The organism is Noviluteimonas lactosilytica (assembly GCF_020866925.1).
In the GTDB taxonomy this organism is placed as follows: Bacteria; Pseudomonadota; Gammaproteobacteria; order Xanthomonadales; family Xanthomonadaceae; genus Noviluteimonas; species Noviluteimonas lactosilytica.
Genome location: NZ_JAJGAK010000001.1, coordinates 893,650 through 912,095, shown reverse-complemented (window position 1 = coordinate 912,095; position 18,446 = coordinate 893,650). Strand labels below are relative to the sequence as shown.

Genomic DNA, 18,446 nt, shown 5'->3' with positions numbered 1-18,446 from the left:
AGAAGAGCCATGGCCAAGGGTAAGTTCGAACGCACCAAGCCCCACGTGAACGTGGGCACGATCGGTCACGTCGACCACGGCAAGACGACGCTGACGGCGGCGCTGACGAAGGTGGGCGCGGAACGTTTCGGCGGCGAGTTCAAGGCATATGACGCGATCGACGCGGCGCCGGAAGAGAAGGCGCGCGGCATCACGATCTCGACGGCGCACGTGGAATACGAATCGGCGACGCGCCACTACGCGCACGTCGACTGCCCGGGCCACGCGGACTACGTCAAGAACATGATCACGGGTGCGGCGCAGATGGACGGCGCGATCCTGGTGTGCTCGGCCGCCGACGGCCCGATGCCGCAGACGCGCGAACACATCCTGCTGTCGCGCCAGGTCGGCGTGCCGTACATCGTCGTGTTCCTGAACAAGGCCGACATGGTGGACGACGCCGAGCTGCTCGAGCTGGTCGAGATGGAAGTGCGCGAGCTGCTGACCAAGTACGAGTTCCCGGGCGACGACACCCCGATCGTGCACGGTTCGGCCCGCCTGGCGCTGGAAGGCGACCAGTCGGAGATCGGCGTGCCGGCGATCCTGAAGCTGGTGGACGCGCTGGACTCGTTCATCCCGCTGCCGGAGCGCGCGATCGACAAGCCGTTCCTGATGCCGGTGGAAGACGTGTTCTCGATCTCGGGCCGCGGCACCGTGGTGACCGGCCGTATCGAGCGCGGCATCATCAAGGTCGGTGACGAAATCGAAATCGTCGGCATCCGCCCGACGCAGAAGACGACGGTCACGGGCGTGGAAATGTTCCGCAAGCTGCTGGACCAGGGCCAGGCGGGCGACAACGCGGGCCTGCTGCTGCGCGGCACCAAGCGTGACGACGTGGAGCGCGGCCAGGTGCTGGCCAAGCCGGGTTCGATCACCCCGCACACGACGTTCGAAGCCGAGGTGTACGTGCTGTCGAAGGACGAAGGCGGCCGCCACACGCCGTTCTTCAAGGGCTACCGCCCGCAGTTCTACTTCCGCACGACCGACATCACGGGCGCCGTGACCCTGCCGGAAGGCGTGGAAATGGTCATGCCGGGCGACAACATCAAGATGACGGTCGAGCTCATCAACCCGGTGGCGATGGACGACGGCCTGCGCTTCGCGATCCGCGAAGGCGGCCGTACGGTCGGCGCCGGCGTGGTGGCGAAGATCCTCAAGTAAGAAATCCGGCCCGGCCGGCGCGGGGAACACCGCGTCGCCGGAATGGTCGGAAGGGCGTGGCGGCGCGAGCCGCCGTTGCCTTTTTCGGAAAACGAAGTTTTTTGGAAGCAAGTTTCAACCACCGATACGCCAGTAGCTCAATTGGCAGAGCAGCGGTCTCCAAAACCGCAGGTTGGGGGTTCGAGTCCCTCCTGGCGTGCCACTTCGGACGCAGCGACACGCGCGTCGGCGAGAACGGATGAACAGCAAGGTCGAACAACCGAAGGCCGCCTCGACGGGCGACATCGTCAAGTACGCGCTGGCGGTGCTGCTGGTCGCTGCGGGCGTGTTCGCCTTCTACTGGTGGCCGGAATCGCAGCTGCGCTGGCTCGCCGTGATCGGCGGCGTTGCCGCGGGCCTGGGCGTGTTCATGGCGACGCGCAAGGGCGCCGACACGCGCGAGTTCCTCGGCGAGTCGCGTTTCGAACTGCGCAAGGTGGTGTGGCCGACGCGCCAGGAAGCGGGTCGCGCCACGCTGATGATCATCATCGCCGTCATCGTGATCAGCCTCGTGCTGGCTGCGTTCGACGTCGTGATCCAGTGGGGCATCAAGCTCCTGCTGGGCAACTGAGGTAGAGGACGGATGGAAGGCAACGACGACAAGCGCTGGTACGTGGTGCACGCCTACTCCGGCTTCGAGAAGTCGGTGGCGCAGGCGCTGCGCGATCGCATCGCGCGCATGGAAATGCAGGATCGCTTCGGCGAAGTGCTCGTGCCGACCGAAGAAGTCGTGGAGATGCGCTCCGGCCAGAAGCGCCGTTCCGAGCGCAAGTTCTTCCCGGGCTACGTGCTCGTGCAGATCGCCACGCACGACGAAGGCGGCATCCCGCGCATGGATAGCGAAAGCTGGCACCTGGTGAAGGAGACGCCGAAGGTGATGGGCTTCATCGGCGGCACCGCCGATCGTCCGTTGCCGATCCGCGACGAAGAGGCTGCGGCCATCCTCGACCGCGTGCAGGAAGGCGTCGAGAAGCCGAGGCCGAAGGTGCTGTTCGAAGCGGGCGAGATGGTGCGCGTCACCGACGGCCCGTTCAACGACTTCAACGGCGTCGTGGAAGAAGTGAATTACGAGAAGAGCCGCCTGCGCGTCGCAGTGCTGATCTTCGGCCGTTCCACCCCGGTGGAACTGGAATTCGGCCAGGTCGAGAAGGCCTGACGAAAAAGATTCGACGGATCGAGTGGTTCGTTCCGTCATTTACGCGAGGAGCCTGGTGTTAAGAGCACACGGCGTTCGCACTCGCAGGAGCTAGAGCAATGGCAAAGAAAGTCGTCGGTTACATCAAGCTGCAGGTCAAGGCCGGCCAGGCCAACCCGTCGCCGCCGGTGGGTCCCGCCCTCGGCCAGCGCGGCCTGAACATCATGGAATTCTGCAAGGCGTTCAACGCCGCCACGCAGAAGCTGGAACCGGGTCTCCCGATTCCGGTGGTCATCACCGCGTACTCGGACCGTACCTTCACCTTCATCACGAAGACGCCGCCGGCGTCGATCCTGCTGAAGAAGGCCGCGGGCATCCAGTCCGGTTCCAAGCGCCCGAACACCGAAAAGGTGGGCAAGGTCTCCCGCAAGCAGCTCGAGGACATCGCGAAGGCGAAGGAACCCGACCTGACCGCGGCCGACCTGGAAGCGGCGGTGCGCACGATCGCGGGCTCGGCCCGTTCCATGGGTTTGGTGGTGGAGGGTTAAGTCATGGCGATGACCAAGCGACAGAAGGCAATCCAGAACGCGGTCGCACCGGGCAAGGCCTACGCGATCGACGAAGCGCTGAAGATCGTCCAGTCCAACAGCAAGTCGAAGTTCAACGAAGCCGTTGACGTCGCCGTGCGCCTGGGCGTGGATGCGAAGAAGTCCGACCAGCAGGTGCGCGGTTCGACCGTGCTGCCGGCCGGTACCGGCAAGTCGGTGCGCGTGGCGGTGTTCGCCCCGGCCGGCGCCAAGGCCGATGAAGCCCGCGCCGCAGGCGCCGAGGCTGTCGGCATGGATGATCTCGCCGAAGCGATGCAGAACGGCGACCTGAACTACGACGTCGTCATCGCGACGCCGGATGCGATGCGCGTGGTCGGCAAGCTCGGCCAGGTGCTCGGTCCGCGCGGCCTGATGCCGAACCCAAAGGTCGGCACCGTTTCGCCGAACCCGGCCGAAGCCGTGCGCAACGCGAAGGCGGGCCAGGTGCGTTACCGCACCGACAAGGCCGGCATCATCCACTGCACGATCGGCAAGGCCAGCTTCGAAGCCGACGCGCTGAAGGGCAACCTGACCGCGCTGCTGCTCGACCTGATCAAGGCCAAGCCGGCGACTTCGAAGGGTCTGTACCTGCAGAAGATCTCGCTGAGCTCGACGATGGGCCCGGGCGTGACCGTCGACGCGTCGACGCTGACGCTGAAGTAATGCAACAGCGCATCCGCTTCGCGGCGGATGCGTGCAACAAGTTTTGAGGGCTTCGCGCCGCAAGGCGCGACGCCGTCAAAGACCGCAGGTGCGGTCCGCGCGATGCGAAGACGGGCAGGAAGCTCGGTACGGCACGGCAAGGAGTCGTCTTCGAATCAGGCGGGACCGTGTAATCCAGCCGCAAGGCAGGGCCTGCGTAGATGGTGCCGCCCCCTCTGGAAAGTTTTCTGGATGGGCCACCACCGCAACGCGCGAGCGTTGCCGGCGCTGAAGGACCTGGCGCCGCTCGAGGACCGCAACCGGCAGGAGCCGCGCGCGGAGTTCAATTGGAGGAGTGCAATGGCTCTCAATCTGTCCCAGAAGCAGGAAGTTGTCGCCGAACTGGCAGACGTGGCCTCGAAGGCTCACTCCCTGGTCGCAGCCGAATACGCAGGCATCACGGTCTCGCAGATGACCGCGATGCGCAAGAAGGCTCGCGAAAGCGGCGTGTACTTGAAGGTTGTCAAGAACACGCTGGCGTCGCGCGCCGTCGTCGGTACCGATTTCGAGGTCGTCAAGGACGCCCTGACCGGTCCGCTGCTGTATGCGTTCTCGACCGAGGAACCCGGCGCTGCCGGTCGCCTCATCAAGGAGTTCGCCAAGGGCAACGACAAGCTCAAGGCCAAGGTCGTCTCGGTGGAAGGCAAGTTGCTGCCCGCCGCGCACGTCGAGGTCCTGGCTTCGCTGCCGACCCGTGAGCAGGCGCTTGCCATGCTCGCCCGCGTGCTCGCCGAGCCCGCTGCGATGTTCGCCCGCGCCGTCAAGGCCGTGGCCGACAAGCAGGGTGGCGGCGAAGCTGCCGCGGAACCGGCCGCTGAAGCGACTGCCGGCTGATACCGGCACGACATCGTCTCAATCCACTTTTAATTTCCAGAGGTAATCACCATGTCCCTTTCCAACGAGCAGATCGTTGACGCCATCGCCGCGAAGTCGCTGATGGAAGTGATGGAGCTGGTCAAGGCCATCGAAGAGAAGTTCGGCGTTTCCGCCGCTGCCCCGGTCATGGCCGCTGCCGGCCCGGCCGCCGCCGCTGCCCCGGTCGAAGAGCAGACCGAATTCACCGTCGTCCTGAAGGCCGCCGGCGAGAAGAAGGTCGAAGTCATCAAGGCCGTCCGCGCCATCACCGGCCTGGGCCTGAAGGAAGCGAAGGACCTCGTCGAAGGCGCCCCGCAGACCGTCAAGGAAGCGGTGTCGAAGGAAGAGTCCGAGAAGTTCAAGAAGGAACTCGAGGCCGCTGGCGCGTCCGTCGAAGTCAAGTAATCGCAATTGCGTCGCCGGTGACATTGGCGACCACCCAAGGCTGGGGACGAGAGTCCCCGGCCTTTGGCCGTTCCAAGGCAACACCGTTGTAAACGCTTCAGCGTCGTGAGTTTTTGCTGGAGCGAAGCGTCACCCATCACCGAGTTGACAGTTGGAAGTAGCGGGAGAAGGCGTGCTGGTGCCGGCAATACCAGCGACTCCCAACTGGCAATTTGACGTTCCCCCGGCCGCCCGCGCGCGGCCGACAGAGAGAGGCGGTAGCCCACCATGACCACTGCGTCCACGAATTATTCGTTCACCGAGAAGAAGCGCATCCGGAAGAACTTCGGCAAGCGTCGTTCGATCCTCGAGGTGCCGTTCCTGCTCGCGATCCAGGTCGATTCCTACCGCGAGTTCCTGCAGGAACACGCCGAAATGAACGCTCGCGAAGACAAGGGCCTGCACGCGGCCCTGAAGTCCGTCTTCCCCATCAGTTCGTACAGCGGCAACGCCGCCCTCGAGTACGTCGGATACCGCCTCGGCGACCCGGCGTTCGACGAGCGCGAATGCCGCAACCGCGGCCTGTCCTACGGCGCGCCGCTGCGCGTGACCGTGCGCCTGGTGATCTACGACCGCGAGTCGTCGACCAAGGCCATCAAGTACGTGAAGGAGCAGGAGGTCTACATGGGCGAGATCCCGCTCATGACCGACAACGGCACCTTCATCGTCAACGGCACCGAGCGCGTCATCGTCTCGCAGCTGCATCGTTCGCCGGGCGTGTTCTTCGACCACGACCGCGGCAAGACGCACAGCTCGGGCAAGCTGCTGTATTCCGCGCGCATCATTCCTTACCGCGGCTCGTGGCTCGACTTCGAGTTCGACCCGAAGGACGCGCTGTTCACGCGTATCGACCGCCGCCGCAAGCTGCCGGTCTCCGTGCTCCTGCGCGCGCTCGGCTACAACAACGAAGAAATGCTGCGTGCGTTCTTCGAGATCAACACCTTCCACATCGAACCGGAAGGCGTGCAGCTGACGCTCGTGGCCGAGCGCCTGCGTGGCGAAACGCTCGACTTCGACCTGGCCGACGGTGATCGCGTCATCGTCGAAGCGGGCAAGCGCATCACCGCGCGCCACGTGAAGCAGCTCGAGCAGTCGGGCATCGCCGCACTGGCCGTGCCGGACGCCTACCTCGTGGGCAGCATCCTCGCGCACGACGTCATCGACACGAAGACGGGCGAACTGCTCGCCGTGGCCAACGACGAGATCAACGACGATCACCTGGCGAAGTTCCGCAAGTCGGGCGTCGAATCGGTCGGCACGATCTGGGTCAACGACCTCGACCGTGGTCCGTACCTGTCGAACACGCTGCGCATCGACGGCACCAAGACCAAGCTCGAAGCGCTGGTCGAGATCTACCGCATGATGCGTCCGGGCGAACCGCCGACCAAGGACGCCGCCGAGAACCTGTTCCACAACCTGTTCTTCACCTTCGAGCGCTACGACCTCTCGGCCGTGGGCCGCATGAAGTTCAACCGCCGCATCGGCCGCAAGGAAGTGCTCGGTCCGTCGGTGCTGTTCGATCGCAAGTACTTCGGCGACTACAAGAACGGCAAGGACGAGGAAGCGCAGCGCCTGGTCGCCGCGCAGGGCGACACGTCGGACATCCTCGACGTCATCCGCGTGCTGACCGAGATCCGCAATGGTCGTGGCGTGGTGGACGACATCGACCACCTGGGCAACCGTCGCGTGCGTTCGGTCGGCGAAATGGCCGAGAACGTGTTCCGCGTGGGCCTCGTGCGCGTCGAGCGCGCGGTCAAGGAACGCCTGTCGATGGCCGAGTCCGAAGGCCTGACGCCGCAGGAACTGATCAACGCCAAGCCGGTGGCCGCGGCGATCAAGGAGTTCTTCGGCTCCTCGCAGCTGTCGCAGTTCATGGACCAGAACAACCCGCTGTCGGAAGTGACGCACAAGCGTCGCGTCTCCGCGCTGGGTCCGGGCGGCCTGACGCGCGAACGCGCGGGCTTCGAAGTGCGCGACGTGCATCCGACGCATTACGGTCGCGTGTGCACCATCGAAACGCCTGAAGGTCCGAACATCGGCCTGATCAACTCGCTCGCCGTGTTCGCGCGCACCAACCGTTACGGCTTCCTCGAGACGCCGTACCGCAAGGTCGTGGACGGCAAGGTCACCGACGACGTCGAATACCTGTCGGCGATCGAAGAGAACGAGTACGTCATCGCCCAGGCCAACGCGCCGCAGGACGAGAAGAACAACATCACCGCGCAGTTCGTCGCGTGCCGTTACCAGGGCGAGTCGCTGCTGAAGCCGCCGAGCGAGATCCACTTCATGGACGTCTCGCCGATGCAGACCGTGTCGGTCGCGGCCGCGCTGGTGCCGTTCCTCGAGCACGACGACGCGAACCGCGCGCTGATGGGCGCGAACATGCAGCGCCAGGCCGTGCCGACGCTGAAGTCGCAGAAGCCGCTGGTGGGCACCGGCATCGAGCGCGCCGTGGCGCGCGACTCGGGCGTGACGGTGAACGCGCGCCGTGGCGGCGTGATCGAACAGATCGACGCCGGCCGCATCGTGGTCAAGGTCAACGAGAAGGAGATCTCCGGCGAAACCGATGCCGGCGTCGACATCTACACGCTGATCAAGTACACGCGCTCCAACCAGAACACCTGCATCAACCAGACGCCGCTGGTGAACGTGGGCGACCGCGTCGAACGCGGCGACGTGCTGGCCGACGGTCCCTCGACCGACATCGGCGAGCTCGCGCTCGGCCAGAACATGCTGGTCGCGTTCATGCCGTGGAACGGCTACAACTTCGAAGACTCCATCCTGCTCTCCGAGCGCGTGGTGGAAGAGGATCGCTACACCACGATCCACATCGAAGAGCTGACCTGCGTCGCGCGCGACACGAAGCTGGGTCCGGAAGAAATCTCGGCCGACATCCCGAACGTCTCCGAGCAGGCGCTCAACCGCCTCGACGAGTCGGGCGTGGTGTACATCGGCGCCGAAGTGCGCGCCGGCGACATCATGGTCGGCAAGGTCACGCCGAAGGGCGAATCGCAGCTGACGCCGGAAGAGAAGCTCCTCCGCGCGATCTTCGGCGAGAAGGCGTCGGACGTGAAGGACAGCTCGCTGCGCGTGCCGCCGGGCATGGACGGCACCGTCATCGACGTGCAGGTCTTCACCCGCGACGGCATCGAGAAGGACAAGCGCGCACGCCAGATCGAAGAATCGGAAATCCGTCGCGTCAAGAAGGACTTCGACGACCAGTTCCGCATCCTCGAAGGCGCGATCTACGCGCGCCTGCGCTCGCAGCTGATCGGCAAGGTCGCCAACGGCGGTCCGGCGAACCTCAAGAAGGGCGACGCGATCACCAATGAGTACCTCGACGGCCTGAAGAAGACCGAGTGGTTCCAGCTGCGCATGAAGGACGACGACGCCAACGACGCCATCGAGCGCGCATCGAAGCAGATCGATGCGCACGAGAAGGAATTCGAGCGCCGCTTCGCCGACAAGCGCGGCAAGATCACCCAGGGCGACGACCTCGCGCCGGGCGTGCTCAAGATGGTGAAGGTGTTCCTCGCGGTGAAGCGCCGCATCCAGCCGGGCGACAAGATGGCCGGTCGCCACGGCAACAAGGGTGTCGTGTCGACGATCGTGCCGGTCGAGGACATGCCGTACATGGCCGACGGTTCGTCCGTCGACATCGTGCTGAACCCGCTGGGCGTGCCGAGCCGAATGAACATCGGCCAGATCCTCGAGACGCACCTGGGCTGGGCCGCGAAGGGCCTGGGCCAGAAGATCGATCGCATGCTCAAGGCACAGGCGGCGATTGCGGACCTGCGCAAGTTCCTCGACCAGGTCTACAACCACGACGACGCGATGGTTCGCCACCGCGTGGACCTGACGCAGTTCACGGACGAAGAACTGCTGCGCCTGGCCCGCAACCTGACCGACGGCGTGCCGATGGCGACGCCGGTGTTCGACGGCGCGGCCGAGTCCGAGATCAAGAAGATGCTCGAACTCGCCGACCTCCCGCTGAGCGGCCAGACCGTGCTGCACGACGGTCGCACCGGCGAAGCGTTCGAGCGCCCGGTCACCGTGGGTTACATGCACATGCTGAAGCTCAACCACCTGGTCGACGACAAGATGCACGCGCGTTCGACCGGTCCGTACTCGCTCGTCACCCAGCAGCCGCTGGGCGGCAAGGCGCAGTTCGGCGGCCAGCGCTTCGGCGAAATGGAAGTCTGGGCGCTGGAAGCCTACGGCGCGGCCTACACCCTGCAGGAAATGCTGACGGTGAAGTCCGACGACGTGCAGGGCCGCAACCAGATGTACAAGAACATCGTCGACGGCGAACACGAGATGGTCGCGGGCATGCCGGAGTCCTTCAACGTGTTGGTGAAGGAAATCCGATCGCTCGCGATCAACATGGAACTCGAAGAGCACTAAGCCGCCGCCGCCGACCAGGAGACACCCATGAAAGACTTGCTCAATCTGTTCAACCAGCAGCGGCCGACCCTCGACTTCGACGCGATCAAGATCGCGTTGGCGTCGCCGGACCTCATCCGCTCGTGGTCCTACGGCGAAGTGAAGAAGCCGGAGACCATCAACTACCGCACGTTCAAGCCGGAACGCGATGGCCTGTTCTGCGCCGCGATCTTCGGTCCGATCAAGGACTACGAGTGCCTGTGCGGCAAGTACAAGCGCATGAAGCACCGCGGCGTGGTCTGCGAGAAGTGCGGCACGGAAGTGACGCTGGCCAAGGTGCGCCGCGAGCGCATGGGCCACATCGACCTTGCCTCGCCCGTCGCGCACATCTGGTTCCTGAAGTCGCTCCCGTCGCGCATCGGCCTGATGCTCGACATGACGCTGCGCGACATCGAACGCATCCTGTACTTCGAAGCCTACGTCGTCACCGAGCCGGGCCTGACCCCGCTCGAGCGCGGCAACCTGCTGACCGAAGAACAGTTCATGCAGGCGCGCCAGGAGCACGGCGACGACTTCGACGCCGCGATGGGCGCCGAGGCGGTCTATGAACTGCTGCGCACGATCGACCTGCAGTCGGAAATGCTCCGCCTGAAGGAAGAGATCGCCGCGACCAACTCCGAGACCAAGCTCAAGCGCCTCACCAAGCGCATCAAGCTGATCGAGGCGTTCCTCGACTCCGGCAACCGCCCGGAGTGGATGGTCATGACCGTGCTGCCGGTGCTTCCGCCGGACCTGCGTCCGCTGGTGCCGCTGGACGGCGGCCGCTTCGCGACGTCGGACCTCAACGATCTGTACCGCCGCGTCATCAACCGCAACAACCGCCTCAAGCGCCTGCTCGAACTCAACGCGCCCGACATCATCGTGCGCAACGAGAAGCGCATGCTGCAGGAGTCGGTGGACGCGCTGATGGACAACGGCCGTCGTGGCCGCGCCATCACCGGCACCAACAAGCGCCCGCTCAAGTCGCTCGCCGACATGATCAAGGGCAAGCAGGGTCGCTTCCGCCAGAACCTGCTCGGCAAGCGCGTCGACTACTCGGGCCGTTCGGTCATCGTGGTCGGTCCGACGCTGCGCCTGCACGAGTGCGGCCTGCCGAAGAAGATGGCGCTCGAGCTGTTCAAGCCCTTCATTTTCGCCAAGCTGCAGCGCCGTGGCCTCGCCACGACGATCAAGGCCGCGAAGAAGCTCGTCGAGCGCGAAGAAGCGGAAGTCTGGGACATCCTCGAGGAAGTGATCCGCGAGCACCCGGTGCTGCTGAACCGCGCGCCGACGCTGCACCGCCTCGGCATCCAGGCGTTCGAGCCGGTCCTCATCGAAGGCAAGGCGATCCAGCTGCATCCGCTCGTCTGCACCGCGTTCAACGCGGACTTCGACGGTGACCAGATGGCCGTGCACGTGCCGCTCTCGCTGGAAGCCCAGCTGGAAGCGCGCGCGCTGATGATGGCGTCGAACAACATCCTGTCGCCGGCGAACGGCGAGCCGATCATCGTGCCGTCGCAGGACGTCGTGCTCGGCCTGTACTACATGTCGCGCGCCCTCGAGAACAAGAAGGGCGAGGGCATGGCGTTCGCGAACGTCGCCGAAGTGAAGCGCGCCTACGACAACCGCGTCGTCGAGCTGCACGCCAAGGTCAAGGTGCGCATCACCGAGACCGTGGTGGGCGAGGACGGTTCGCGCACGAAGAAGACCTCGATCGTCGACACGACGGTCGGCCGTTCGCTCCTGCAGGAAATCCTGCCGGAAGGCCTGCCGTACGCGCTGGCCAACGTCGAGCTGACCAAGAAGAACATCTCGCGCCTGATCAACTCCTGCTACCGCATGCTCGGCCTGAAGGACACGGTCGTGTTCGCCGACAAGCTGATGTACACCGGCTTCGCGTACGCAACGCGCGCCGGCGTCTCGATCGGCATCGACGACATGATCATCCCGGGCGAGAAGAAGGGCATCCTCGACGAGGCCGAAGCCGAAGTCCTGGAAATCCAGCAGCAGTACCAGTCGGGCCTGGTCACCTCGGGCGAGCGGTACAACAAGGTCGTCGACATCTGGTCGCGCACCAACGAACGCGTCGCGAAGGCGATGATGGACGCCATCGGCACCGACACGGTCACGAACGCCAAGGGCGAACGCGTGCCGCAGAAGTCGATGAACTCGATCTACATCATGGCCGACTCGGGCGCGCGTGGTTCGCAGGCCCAGATCCGCCAGCTCGCCGGCATGCGCGGCCTGATGGCCAAGCCGGACGGCTCGATCATCGAAACGCCGATCACGGCGAACTTCCGCGAAGGCCTCAACGTCCTCCAGTACTTCATCTCGACCCACGGCGCCCGAAAGGGCCTCGCGGACACCGCGCTGAAGACGGCGAACTCGGGTTACCTCACGCGTCGTCTCGTCGACGTCGCGCAGGACGTGGTGATCACCGAGACCGACTGCGGCACGTTCGACGGCCTGACCATGACGCCGATCGTCGAAGGCGGCGATGTCGTCGAGCCGCTGCGCGATCGCGTGCTGGGCCGCATCGTGGCCGAAGACGTGTTCCTGCCGGGCAACGACGAGGATCCGTTCGTCACCCGCAACACGCTGCTCGACGAGCAGTGGGTGCAGAGCCTGGAAGACGCCGGCGTGCAGGCGATCAAGGTGCGTTCGACGATCACGTGCAGCAGCGCGTTCGGCGTCTGCTCGCACTGCTACGGTCGCGACCTCGGCCGCGGCCACCTGGTGAACCACGGCGAAGCGGTCGGCGTCGTCGCCGCGCAGTCGATCGGCGAGCCGGGTACGCAGCTGACGATGCGTACGTTCCACATCGGTGGTGCGGCGTCGCGTGCCGCGGCGATCGACAACGTGACGGTCAAGACGACCGGTACGATCAAGTTCAACAACCTCAAGCACGTCGACCACGCCTCGGGCAGCCTCGTGGCGGTGTCGCGCTCGGGCGAACTGTCGGTGCTCGACGGCCACGGCCGCGAGCGCGAGCGTTACAAGCTGCCGTACGGCGCGACCATCAACGTCAAGGACGGCGCGGCGATCAAGGCCGGCCAGACGGTCGCGAACTGGGATCCGCACAACCACCCGATCGTGTCGGAAGTGGCGGGCATCATGCGCTTCATCGACTTCGTCGACGGCGTCACCGTCATCGAGAAGACCGACGAACTGACGGGCCTGGCTTCGCGCGAGATCACCGATCCGAAGCGTCGCGGCACGCTGGGCAAGGACCTGCGCCCGATCGTCCGCATCGTCGACAAGAACGGCAAGGACCTCTCCATCCCGGGTACCGACCTGCCGGCGCAGTACCTGCTGCCGCCGCGCTCGATCGTGAACCTGCAGGACGGTGCGGCCGTGGGCGTCGGCGACGTCGTCGCGAAGATCCCGCAGGAAGCGTCGAAGACGCGCGACATCACGGGCGGCCTGCCGCGCGTGGCCGACTTGTTCGAAGCGCGCAAGCCGAAGGACCCGGCGATCCTCGCCGAGGTCTCGGGCATCGTCAGCTTCGGCAAGGACACCAAGGGCAAGCAGCGCCTGATCATCAAGCAGGCCGACGGCAGCGAGCACGAAGAGCTGATCCCGAAGTACCGCCAGATCATCGTGTTCGAAGGCGAACACGTGGAGAAGGGCGAGACGGTCGTGGACGGCGAACCGAGCCCGCAGGACATCCTGCGCCTGCTCGGCGTCGAGCCGCTGGCGGTGTACCTCACCAAGGAAATCCAGGACGTCTACCGCCTGCAGGGCGTGAAGATCAACGACAAGCACATCGAGGTGATCGTTCGCCAGATGCTGCGCAAGGTCGAAGTGCTGGATGCGGGCGACACCAAGTTCCTGCACGGCGAACAGGTCGAGCGCCAGCGGATGGTCGAAGCCAACGCTGCCGCACTGGCGAAGGGCGAGATCCTGGCGAAGTACGACCCGGTGCTGCTGGGCATCACGAAGGCGTCGCTCGCGACCGAATCGTTCATCTCCGCGGCCTCCTTCCAGGAGACCACCCGCGTGCTGACCGAGGCGGCCGTTCGCGGCACGCGCGACAGCCTGCGCGGCCTCAAGGAGAACGTGATCGTCGGCCGCCTCATTCCGGCCGGTACGGGTCTGGCCTACCACACCGCACGCCGCCGCAATGCCTCGGGCCTCACCGAGTCGGAGCTGGAAGCGTTGTCGGGTGCGGTGGTTGCCGAGACGCCGTCGCAGTCGGCCCCGGCGGCCGAGACCGAAGCGGGCGAGGAGTCCAGCGCCAGCTAAAACCTCCGAAGCGACGGCCTGCGGGCCGTCCCAGACCACGAAATGAGGCGCATGGAGCGCCTCGTCTTCGGCCCAGGACGGGCGGGAACATCGAAGGCCGGGCAGCCCGAGTCGGGTTGCCCATTGCGGCCCCGAGTCGGGTCGCGCCTTGCCTTCGCGATTGCAACCCGCGTTGACGGTTTTCGTCCACGCGGGCTATACTTTTCCGTCTAAGCAGGCCGGATCCGGCCTGCTTCGTTATTCACGCGGACCCCAGGTCCTTCAAAAGAGCCCCACGATGGCAACGATCAACCAGCTGGTGCGTAAGGCGCGCAGCCCGGAAACCTACAAGAGCACTTCGCCCGCGCTGGCGAACTGCCCGCAGCGCCGCGGCGTCTGCACCCGCGTCTACACGACCACCCCGAAGAAGCCGAACTCGGCGCTTCGCAAGGTCGCGAAGGTGCGCCTCACCAACGGCTACGAGGTCATCTCGTACATCGGCGGCGAAGGCCACAACCTGCAGGAGCACTCGGTCGTGCTGATCCGCGGCGGCCGCGTCAAGGATCTGCCGGGCGTGCGTTACCACACCGTGCGCGGTTCGCTCGACGCCGCCGGCGTCAGCAAGCGTCGCCAGGGTCGTTCCAAGTACGGCGCCAAGCGCCCGAAGTCCTGATTTAGGGGTCATCGAACATGTCGCGTAAAGGTTCCACTCCGCAGCGCACCGTCCTCGCCGATCCGAAGCACGGCAGCGAGACGATCGCGCGCTTCATCAACATGGTCATGCAGAGCGGCAAGAAGTCGGTCGCCGAGAAGATCGTGTACGGCGCGATGGACGTGATCGGCGAAAAGAACGCCAACGCCCTCGAGCTCGTCGAAAAGGCCCTCGGCAACGTTTCGCCGTCGGTCGAAGTGAAGTCGCGTCGCGTCGGCGGCGCCACGTACCAGGTTCCCGTTGAAGTCCGCTCGTCGCGCCGCATGGCGCTGGCGATGCGCTGGCTGATCGAATCCGCCCGCAAGCGCGGCGAGAACAGCATGCCGCGCAAGCTTGCCGGCGAGCTGCTCGACGCCTCCGAGAACCGCGGCGGCGCGATCAAGAAGCGCGAAGAAACCCACCGCATGGCGGAAGCGAACAAGGCGTTCGCGCACTACCGCTGGTGATCACGCGGGCCCCCTTGCTCTGAAGAGCATGCCGGGCCCGTCGCGGCGCTGAGCCGCCGCATCCGTCCGAGCCGCCGCAAGGCGGCTTCGGCCTTCCGGACATCCGTCCGATCCGAGAAAACGAGAGATTCCCGTGGCTCGCACCACTCCCATCGAGCGTTACCGCAACTTCGGCATCATGGCCCACATCGATGCCGGCAAAACCACGACGACCGAGCGCATCCTTTTCTACACCGGCGTCAACCACAAGATCGGCGAGGTGCATGAAGGCGCCGCGACGATGGACTGGATGGAGCAGGAGCAGGAACGCGGCATCACGATCACGTCGGCTGCCACGACGGCGTTCTGGAAGGGCATGGACATGTCCCTGCCGGAATACCGCTTCAACATCATCGACACCCCCGGGCACGTCGACTTCACGATCGAAGTCGAGCGTTCGTTGCGCGTGCTCGACGGCGCCGTGTTCGTGCTGTGCGCCGTGGGCGGTGTGCAGCCGCAGTCGGAAACGGTGTGGCGCCAGGCCAACAAGTACAACGTGCCGCGCCTTGCGTTCGTCAACAAGATGGACCGCACCGGCGCCAACTTCTCGAAGGTCGTCGAGCAGCTGAAGTCGCGCCTCGGCGCGTATCCGGTGCCGATGCAGGTGCCGATCGGCGCGGAAGACAACTTCGAAGGCGTCGTCGATCTCCTCAAGATGAAGGCGATCGTGTGGGACATGGAGTCCAAGGGCACGAAGTTCGAATACGCGGACATTCCGGCGCACCTCGCCGACGAATGCGCCACCGCGCGCTCGTTCATGGTCGAAGCCGCGGCTGAAGCGTCCGAAGACCTGATGGACAAGTATCTCGGCGGCGAAGAGCTGACCGAGGACGAGATCATCGCGGGCATCCGCGAGCGCACGCTGAAGTGCGAAATCATTCCGGCGCTGTGCGGCACCGCGTTCAAGAACAAGGGCGTCCAGGCGATGCTCGACGCGGTCATCCGTTACCTGCCGTCGCCGTCGGATCGTCCGCCGGTGGCCGGCATGGACGAGAACGACAAGGAAGACCACCGCAAGGCTTCGGATACCGAGCCGTTCTCCGCGCTCGCGTTCAAGATCATGACCGACCCGTTCGTGGGTTCGCTCACGTTCTTCCGCGTCTACTCGGGCACGCTCAACTCCGGCGACCAGGTCTACAACCCGATCAAGTCGAAGAAGGAACGCGTGGGCCGCATCCTGCAGATGCACGCCAACAACCGCGACGAAATCAAGGAAGTGCGCGCGGGCGACATCGCCGCGGCGGTCGGCCTGAAGGACGTGACCACCGGCGACACGCTGTGCTCGCAGGACAAGGTCATCACGCTCGAGCGCATGGTGTTCCCGGAGCCCGTCATTTCGATGGCGGTCGAGCCGAAGACCAAGTCGGACCAGGAAAAGATGGGCCTCGCGCTGGGTCGCCTTGCGCAGGAAGACCCGTCGTTCCGCGTGCGCACGGATGAAGAATCCGGCCAGACGATCATCTCGGGCATGGGCGAGCTCCACCTGGAAATCCTGGTGGACCGCATGAAGCGCGAGTTCAACGTCGAAGCGAACGTCGGCAAGCCGCAGGTCGCCTATCGCGAAACCATCCGCAAGGCCGTCAAGTCCGAAGGCAAGTTCGTGCGCCAGTCGGGCGGCAAGGGCCAGTTCGGTCACGTGTGGCTCGAGATCTCGCCGAACGAACAGGGCAAGGGCTACGAGTTCGAAAACGCGATCGTCGGCGGCGTGATTCCGAAGGAATACATCCCGGCGGTCGACAAGGGCATCCAGGAAGCCGTCGCGAACGGCATCATGGCTGGCTTCCCGATCGTCGACGTCAAGGTGCGCCTGGTCGACGGTTCGTACCACGAAGTCGACTCGTCGGAAATGGCGTTCAAGATCGCCGGTTCGATGGGCTTCAAGGAAGGCTTCCACAAGGCCAACCCCGCGCTGCTCGAGCCGATGATGAAGGTCGAGATCGTCACGCCCGAGGATTACCTCGGTGACGTGATGGGCGACGTGAGCCGTCGTCGCGGCATCCTGCAGGGTCAGGACGACAGCCCGTCGGGCAAGATCATCAACGCGATGATCCCGCTGGGCGAAATGTTCGGCTATGCGACGACGCTGCGTTCGATGTCGCAGGGCCGCGCGACCTTCACGATGGAATTCGATCACTACGCCGAAGCGCCGACGAACATCGCCGAAGCAGTGATCAAGAAGTCCTGATCGTCTACACACACATATTGAAATTGCGGAGTTAAAGAGCCATGGCCAAGGGTAAGTTCGAACGCACCAAGCCCCACGTGAACGTGGGCACGATCGGTCACGTCGACCACGGCAAGACGACGCTGACGGCGGCGCTGACGAAGGTGGGCGCGGAACGTTTCGGCGGCGAGTTCAAGGCATATGACGCGATCGACGCGGCGCCGGAAGAGAAGGCGCGCGGCATCACGATCTCGACGGCGCACGTGGAATACGAATCGGCGACGCGCCACTACGCGCACGTCGACTGCCCGGGCCACGCGGACTACGTCAAGAACATGATCACGGGTGCGGCGCAGATGGACGGCGCGATCCTGGTGTGCTCGGCCGCCGACGGCCCGATGCCGCAGACGCGCGAACACATCCTGCTGTCGCGCCAGGTCGGCGTGCCGTACATCGTCGTGTTCCTGAACAAGGCCGACATGGTGGACGACGCCGAGCTGCTCGAGCTGGTCGAGATGGAAGTGCGCGAGCTGCTGACCAAGTACGAGTTCCCGGGCGACGACACCCCGATCGTGCACGGTTCGGCCCGCCTGGCGCTGGAAGGCGACCAGTCGGAGATCGGCGTGCCGGCGATCCTGAAGCTGGTGGACGCGCTGGACTCGTTCATCCCGCTGCCGGAGCGCGCGATCGACAAGCCGTTCCTGATGCCGGTGGAAGACGTGTTCTCGATCTCGGGCCGCGGCACCGTGGTGACCGGCCGTATCGAGCGCGGCATCATCAAGGTCGGTGACGAAATCGAAATCGTCGGCATCCGCCCGACGCAGAAGACGACGGTCACGGGCGTGGAAATGTTCCGCAAGCTGCTGGACCAGGGCCAGGCGGGCGACAACGCGGGCCTGCTGCTGCGCGGCACCAAGCGTGACGACGTGGAGCGCGGCCAGGTGCTGGCCAAGCCGGGTTCGATCACCCCGCACACGACGTTCGAAGCCGAGGTGTACGTGCTGTCGAAGGACGAAGGCGGCCGCCACACGCCGTTCTTCAAGGGCTACCGCCCGCAGTTCTACTTCCGCACGACCGACATCACGGGCGCCGTGACCCTGCCGGAAGGCGTGGAAATGGTCATGCCGGGCGACAACATCAAGATGACGGTCGAGCTCATCAACCCGGTGGCGATGGACGACGGCCTGCGCTTCGCGATCCGCGAAGGCGGCCGTACGGTCGGCGCCGGCGTGGTGGCGAAGATCCTCAAGTAAGAAATCAGGGGTTTTCCGAGGGAATGGGTTGCCATTCCCCTCGGACACCCCCTAGAATGCAAGACCCTCGCGGCCTGCCTCATTGAGGAGGGCCCAGGGACCAGCGAAATGAGGGACAGGACGTACCTCGTTTTCGCCAGACAGGGAGATGTCGCGCGGCAGCGCTCCGCCCGTTCCGAAGATTTTCGGGACATTCATGGCGGGGCCGCTTGCGCGTTCACGAT

The 18,446-nt window shown here is 65.1% G+C and carries 13 protein-coding genes and 1 tRNA gene; all 14 read left to right on the top strand.

Features of this window, described 5'->3' with window-relative positions:
* Positions 1-9: 9 nt before the first annotated feature.
* A complete protein-coding gene (gene tuf, locus LK996_RS04530; protein ID WP_230525942.1) occupies positions 10-1,200 on the top strand; it encodes an elongation factor Tu in 1,191 nt (396 codons plus the stop codon).
* 126 nt (positions 1,201-1,326) lie between these two features.
* A tRNA-Trp gene (locus LK996_RS04525) sits at positions 1,327-1,402 on the top strand.
* A gap of 36 nt (positions 1,403-1,438) precedes the next feature.
* Complete coding sequence (secE, locus tag LK996_RS04520) at positions 1,439-1,810, top strand: preprotein translocase subunit SecE (RefSeq protein ID WP_230525952.1); 372 nt, start codon at positions 1,439-1,441, stop codon at positions 1,808-1,810.
* Between the two features lie 12 nt (positions 1,811-1,822).
* Entirely contained in the window at positions 1,823-2,395 is a 573-nt protein-coding gene (nusG, locus tag LK996_RS04515; protein ID WP_230525951.1) for a transcription termination/antitermination protein NusG, read from the top strand.
* A gap of 98 nt (positions 2,396-2,493) precedes the next feature.
* A complete protein-coding gene (gene rplK, locus LK996_RS04510; RefSeq protein WP_230525950.1) occupies positions 2,494-2,922 on the top strand; it encodes a 50S ribosomal protein L11 in 429 nt (142 codons plus the stop codon).
* Positions 2,923-2,925: 3 nt separating this feature from the next.
* A complete protein-coding gene (gene rplA / locus LK996_RS04505; protein ID WP_230525949.1) occupies positions 2,926-3,624 on the top strand; it encodes a 50S ribosomal protein L1 in 699 nt (232 codons plus the stop codon).
* A 339-nt stretch (positions 3,625-3,963) separates the two neighbouring features.
* Positions 3,964-4,497 carry a 50S ribosomal protein L10 gene (rplJ, locus tag LK996_RS04500; protein ID WP_230526831.1) on the top strand — a complete coding sequence of 178 codons (534 nt, stop codon included), beginning with the start codon at positions 3,964-3,966 and terminating at the stop codon, positions 4,495-4,497.
* Between the two features lie 51 nt (positions 4,498-4,548).
* Positions 4,549-4,923 (top strand): 50S ribosomal protein L7/L12, encoded by a 375-nt coding sequence (gene rplL / locus LK996_RS04495; protein WP_230525948.1) that lies wholly within the window; start codon positions 4,549-4,551, stop codon positions 4,921-4,923.
* A gap of 267 nt (positions 4,924-5,190) precedes the next feature.
* Positions 5,191-9,366 carry a DNA-directed RNA polymerase subunit beta gene (rpoB, locus tag LK996_RS04490; RefSeq protein ID WP_230525947.1) on the top strand — a complete coding sequence of 1,392 codons (4,176 nt, stop codon included), beginning with the start codon at positions 5,191-5,193 and terminating at the stop codon, positions 9,364-9,366.
* A 27-nt stretch (positions 9,367-9,393) separates the two neighbouring features.
* Positions 9,394-13,629, top strand: coding sequence for a DNA-directed RNA polymerase subunit beta' (gene rpoC, locus LK996_RS04485; RefSeq protein WP_230525946.1), 4,236 nt, complete (start codon positions 9,394-9,396; stop codon positions 13,627-13,629).
* Between the two features lie 277 nt (positions 13,630-13,906).
* Positions 13,907-14,281, top strand: coding sequence for a 30S ribosomal protein S12 (gene rpsL / locus LK996_RS04480; protein ID WP_230525945.1), 375 nt, complete (start codon positions 13,907-13,909; stop codon positions 14,279-14,281).
* Between the two features lie 17 nt (positions 14,282-14,298).
* On the top strand, positions 14,299-14,766 hold the full coding sequence (rpsG, locus tag LK996_RS04475) for a 30S ribosomal protein S7 (protein WP_230525944.1): 468 nt from the start codon (positions 14,299-14,301) through the stop codon (positions 14,764-14,766).
* A gap of 133 nt (positions 14,767-14,899) precedes the next feature.
* Positions 14,900-16,990, top strand: coding sequence for an elongation factor G (gene fusA / locus LK996_RS04470; protein ID WP_230525943.1), 2,091 nt, complete (start codon positions 14,900-14,902; stop codon positions 16,988-16,990).
* Positions 16,991-17,031: 41 nt separating this feature from the next.
* Positions 17,032-18,222 (top strand): elongation factor Tu, encoded by a 1,191-nt coding sequence (gene tuf, locus LK996_RS04465; protein ID WP_230525942.1) that lies wholly within the window; start codon positions 17,032-17,034, stop codon positions 18,220-18,222.
* Positions 18,223-18,446 lie beyond the last annotated feature (224 nt).

Coding starts and splice junctions, on each gene's coding strand:
- rpoC (WP_230525946.1), top strand. CDS start 9,394: ATGAAAGACTTGCTCAATCTGTTCAACCAGCAGCGGCCGACCCTCGAC.
- rpoB (WP_230525947.1), top strand. CDS start 5,191: ATGACCACTGCGTCCACGAATTATTCGTTCACCGAGAAGAAGCGCATC.
- rpsG (WP_230525944.1), top strand. CDS start 14,299: ATGTCGCGTAAAGGTTCCACTCCGCAGCGCACCGTCCTCGCCGATCCG.
- tuf (WP_230525942.1), top strand. CDS start 17,032: ATGGCCAAGGGTAAGTTCGAACGCACCAAGCCCCACGTGAACGTGGGC.
- rplK (WP_230525950.1), top strand. CDS start 2,494: ATGGCAAAGAAAGTCGTCGGTTACATCAAGCTGCAGGTCAAGGCCGGC.
- rplL (WP_230525948.1), top strand. CDS start 4,549: ATGTCCCTTTCCAACGAGCAGATCGTTGACGCCATCGCCGCGAAGTCG.
- tuf (WP_230525942.1), top strand. CDS start 10: ATGGCCAAGGGTAAGTTCGAACGCACCAAGCCCCACGTGAACGTGGGC.
- secE (WP_230525952.1), top strand. CDS start 1,439: ATGAACAGCAAGGTCGAACAACCGAAGGCCGCCTCGACGGGCGACATC.
- rpsL (WP_230525945.1), top strand. CDS start 13,907: ATGGCAACGATCAACCAGCTGGTGCGTAAGGCGCGCAGCCCGGAAACC.
- rplJ (WP_230526831.1), top strand. CDS start 3,964: ATGGCTCTCAATCTGTCCCAGAAGCAGGAAGTTGTCGCCGAACTGGCA.
- rplA (WP_230525949.1), top strand. CDS start 2,926: ATGGCGATGACCAAGCGACAGAAGGCAATCCAGAACGCGGTCGCACCG.
- nusG (WP_230525951.1), top strand. CDS start 1,823: ATGGAAGGCAACGACGACAAGCGCTGGTACGTGGTGCACGCCTACTCC.